Genomic DNA, 3205 nt, shown 5'->3' with positions numbered 1-3205 from the left:
CGATCCGATCTATGCGCCCATTCCGTTTGTCGCCGACGAAAGCTGTCAGACGGCGGCCGATGTGGCGCGGATCGGTGCTTTTTACGACGGCGTGAACATCAAGCTCGACAAGGCGGGCGGGCTGACCGAGGCGCTGAAGATCGCCGATGCCGCCGATGCGGCCGGGTTGTCGATCATGGTCGGGTGCATGCTGTCGACCAGCCTCGCGATCGCGCCCGCCTTCGTACTCGCGCAGCGCGCGCGCTGGGTCGACCTCGATGGCCCCGCTTTACTGGAACGCGACCGCGAAGGCGGGTTCGAGTACCGCGAAGGGCGGATCGCTCCGCGCGTTTAGGAGATGCGTTCTTCGTCCCGCGCATCTTCGACGGTTGCGCCGGCGACGATGGTGAGCAGCGTGATCGTGGTTCCGACGCTCCAAAAATAGCCGCCGACGGGAAGGTTGATGTTAAAAAAGGGAAGGAACAACCATCCCCGCGAAAGTCCCGCCGACCGAAATCGCCGCGCCGTAAGGAAGAGGAGCGCGATCCGATAGGCGAGGCCGGCCGCGAAGAGGCTTATTCCCGCTATCGTCGAAGGAAAGTGGATCGTGCCGTTGCGACCCTAAAACCACAGCCCGGCGAGCAGCAGGGCTTCGACTGGGATGACCAGCAGCAACCAGCGACGATATTCGTCGCGTCGCGTATAGCCATGCCATGCAAAATGCTGCCCAAGCCATATGCCCATGCCGACTTTTTAGCCGGGCATGGGCAGATGTCCAGACGGGCTAAAGCGCCACCTCGGCGTGCTGGCCGAGTTCGCCTTCCTTCATCGTCATGCCCGTTGCGAGTTTGAACAGGCCCTTGATGCCGGGGTCGGCGGTCCAGATTTCGGCGTTGTCGAGATCGAAGCGCAAGAGGACCAGTTTCGGATCGTCCTTGCCGCCTTCGTACCAGGCCGCGATGCTGTTGTTCCACAATTTGTCGAGCACCGTGCGATCGCTTTCGCGGACCAGCGTGCCCGAGATGCACGCGAACAGGTCGTGCCCCTTCGCCGAGAATTGCGCCATCGCGGGGCCGCCGCCCGACAGGCGGTTGTCGATCGCGGTGAAGAACCAGAAGGCGCTGTGGGCGTCCTTGTCGAGCTGCGCATTCATCGGGATATGATGTTCGCGCTCGCCCGTCGCGCCGACCATGACATAGGGGCTGTCGGCCAGGGCTTTCCAGAATTGCTTCTTGATATCGTCGCTCATCGAAAAGGCTCCTTCATGCCCCCCGATGACCGATCAACGCGGCAATGGCGCGGTTGTTGCCCGGTTCAGCGCAGGCGCGGCTCCGCATAGCTGACTACCTCAAATTCGATGCCGTCGGGGTCGAAGAAGTAAAAGCGGCGCCCGGGTTCGTAATCGCCATGGTTGAAGGGGGTGAGGCCGACCGCCTTCACGCGGATCTCGATCGTGTCGAGATCGTCGACCTGCACCCCGACATGGTTAAGCGGCGCGCCCTTTGGATATTGTGCGTCGGCGTGCTGGCTGTCGGGGCCGGTATAGAGGGCGATATAGGCGGCGTCGCTGCCAAGGTGAATGGTGCGTCCGCCACCCTGCGCGGGGCCGCGCCAGCGTTCGTGCCAGCCGAAGATGGCCGAGAGGATTCCGGCGGTGCGATCGGGATCGCTGACCGTCAGATTCACATGCTCGATGAAGGGATGCGTCACCTTGTCTTCTCCTGATTCGCGTTGACGCAGGGCTTATGAAAGCTCAAGTTAGGTTTAGATCAAGCAAAAACGGGAGCTATCGATGCATCGGACCGACCTGATCGCGATTGGCGAACTAGCGGCGCGAACGGGGGTCGCGGTGTCGGCGATCCGCTTTTATGAAGCGAAAGGACTGATCGAGGCGCTGCGCACCGGCGGCGGGCAGCGGCGCTTCCTGCGCGCCGACATACGCCGCGTCTCTTTCATCCTGATCGCGCAGCAACTGGGGCTGAGCCTTGAGGAGATCGCTGCCGAGCTGGCGCGGCTTCCGGCCGGGCGGACGCCCAATGGCGCGGACTGGACGCGGATCAGCACCGGCTTGGGCGCGCGGATCGATGCGCAGATCGCGGCGCTCGAGCGGACGCGCGAACTGCTCGGCAACTGCATCGGCTGCGGCTGCTTGTCGCTGAAGAAATGCGGGCTCTACAACCGCGACGACAAGGCCGCGCAGCGCGGGGCGGGGCCGCGCTATGTGCTGGGCGACCGGTCGGGAGAGATCGCCGAGATCGGGTGATGGGCGACGGATTTGAGGTGGGGAGCGGCCCCTCGTGCACCCCGGCGAAAGCCGGGGCCCAGTGCGGAAAAGCGCAAGGTTAGCGCTGTAATTCTGGGCCCCGGCTTTCGCCGGGGTGCACATCTCTATCGGCAACTAACGGCCGAAACCGGCTGCTCAGGCGGCGCTTAGCGTCTCGATCTCGGGCGCGCCGGCGAGACAGGGGCCGAGGCGCGCGCCAATGCTGCGGAAATGGTCCGAGGCGCGGTGCGCGTCGAGCGCCGCCTGATCGTCGTAGCATTCGAGCACCTTGTAGACGCCCGTTTCGCCGGTCCTGAACAGGCGGTAATAGCTGTTGCCCGCCTCGTTCGCATTTACCGCGGCGGCGAGTTCGGCGAAGACGCCTTCGAATTCCCCTTCCTTGCCGGGCTGGACGCGCAGCGTTGCGATCACACCGATTGCATTCATATTCTTCTCCCGTCGTCAGGGCTCTCGAAGCGGTGGCGGCTCCGATCCTGCCTCAAGATATTATCGATGTGCCGCCACAAGTTTGACCAGTTCGGGCTCGGTGATCTTGTCGATTGCGATCGCGTCGATCAACGTGCTTTCCGATATCGGGCTTTCGCGCGCGGAAAAAAGGAGACCTGTGCCTTCTCCGGCAGAACGCGTGTCGCCCAGCGACCAATAGCTGCAAGTCGTCATATGGGTTTCGATCCGGAATATTGCCGACGATCCCGTCCCCTTGATCCATGCGACCGGTTGAAAATGGAGGGGCACCGGGAATTCCGGGGGTGGTGGTGGCACCGGCGGCTCCCCGGGTTTCGGTCTCGGTTGGGAGGCCGCCCATTTTTCCGCCTCTTGCCGGTGGAATTCGACGTTCGCGCCGCGCCCGATGAAAAGGATCGGCGCTTCCAGCGCGCTTTGCTGGCGCCGCATGGATATTTGTTCGGCTATTTCACGCGATTTCTTCTCGACGCGCGCCTG

General features: G+C 63.2%; 8 protein-coding genes. 2 read left to right on the top strand and 6 right to left on the bottom strand.

Going from position 1 to position 3205, the window contains the following annotated elements:
* Positions 1-334: enolase C-terminal domain-like protein (locus VGD20_RS15125; RefSeq protein ID WP_331135239.1), on the top strand; the 334-nt coding region annotated here is incomplete at its 5' end.
* On the opposite strand, the gene VGD20_RS15120 is transcribed toward VGD20_RS15125, so the two are convergent.
* From VGD20_RS15120 to VGD20_RS15105, 4 genes are all read right to left on the bottom strand, one after another.
* Positions 331-465 (bottom strand): hypothetical protein, encoded by a 135-nt coding sequence (locus VGD20_RS15120; protein ID WP_331135238.1) that lies wholly within the window; start codon positions 463-465, stop codon positions 331-333. The genes VGD20_RS15125 and VGD20_RS15120 overlap by 4 nt on opposite strands.
* Before the next feature lie 135 nt (positions 466-600).
* Positions 601-723, bottom strand: a complete 123-nt coding sequence (locus tag VGD20_RS15115) for a hypothetical protein (protein ID WP_331135237.1) — start codon at positions 721-723, stop codon at positions 601-603.
* A 40-nt stretch (positions 724-763) separates the two neighbouring features.
* Positions 764-1228, bottom strand: a complete 465-nt coding sequence (locus VGD20_RS15110) for a pyridoxamine 5'-phosphate oxidase family protein (protein ID WP_331135236.1) — start codon at positions 1226-1228, stop codon at positions 764-766.
* Positions 1229-1293: 65 nt separating this feature from the next.
* Positions 1294-1689: a VOC family protein gene (locus VGD20_RS15105; protein ID WP_331135235.1), complete on the bottom strand. Its 396-nt coding sequence runs from the start codon at positions 1687-1689 to the stop codon at positions 1294-1296.
* A gap of 82 nt (positions 1690-1771) precedes the next feature.
* On the opposite strand from VGD20_RS15105, the gene soxR reads away from it, so the two are divergent.
* Positions 1772-2242 carry a redox-sensitive transcriptional activator SoxR gene (soxR, locus tag VGD20_RS15100; protein ID WP_331135234.1) on the top strand — a complete coding sequence of 157 codons (471 nt, stop codon included), beginning with the start codon at positions 1772-1774 and terminating at the stop codon, positions 2240-2242.
* Between the two features lie 156 nt (positions 2243-2398).
* Here soxR and VGD20_RS15095 read toward each other — a convergent pair whose 3' ends face one another.
* Together VGD20_RS15095 and VGD20_RS15090 are read right to left on the bottom strand one after the other, a co-directional pair.
* A complete protein-coding gene (locus VGD20_RS15095) occupies positions 2399-2689 on the bottom strand; it encodes a putative quinol monooxygenase (protein ID WP_331135233.1) in 291 nt (96 codons plus the stop codon).
* A gap of 60 nt (positions 2690-2749) precedes the next feature.
* A partial coding sequence (locus VGD20_RS15090) for a hypothetical protein (protein WP_331135232.1) occupies positions 2750-3205 on the bottom strand: 456 nt, incomplete at its 5' end.

This window comes from Sphingopyxis sp. (genome assembly GCF_036402335.1).
Lineage (GTDB): Bacteria > Pseudomonadota > Alphaproteobacteria > Sphingomonadales > Sphingomonadaceae > Sphingopyxis.
This window is presented reverse-complemented; position numbering and strand designations above follow the sequence as displayed.

Coding starts and splice junctions, on each gene's coding strand:
- VGD20_RS15115 (WP_331135237.1), bottom strand. CDS start 723: ATGGGCATATGGCTTGGGCAGCATTTTGCATGGCATGGCTATACGCGA.
- VGD20_RS15110 (WP_331135236.1), bottom strand. CDS start 1,228: ATGAGCGACGATATCAAGAAGCAATTCTGGAAAGCCCTGGCCGACAGC.
- soxR (WP_331135234.1), top strand. CDS start 1,772: ATGCATCGGACCGACCTGATCGCGATTGGCGAACTAGCGGCGCGAACG.
- VGD20_RS15095 (WP_331135233.1), bottom strand. CDS start 2,689: ATGAATGCAATCGGTGTGATCGCAACGCTGCGCGTCCAGCCCGGCAAG.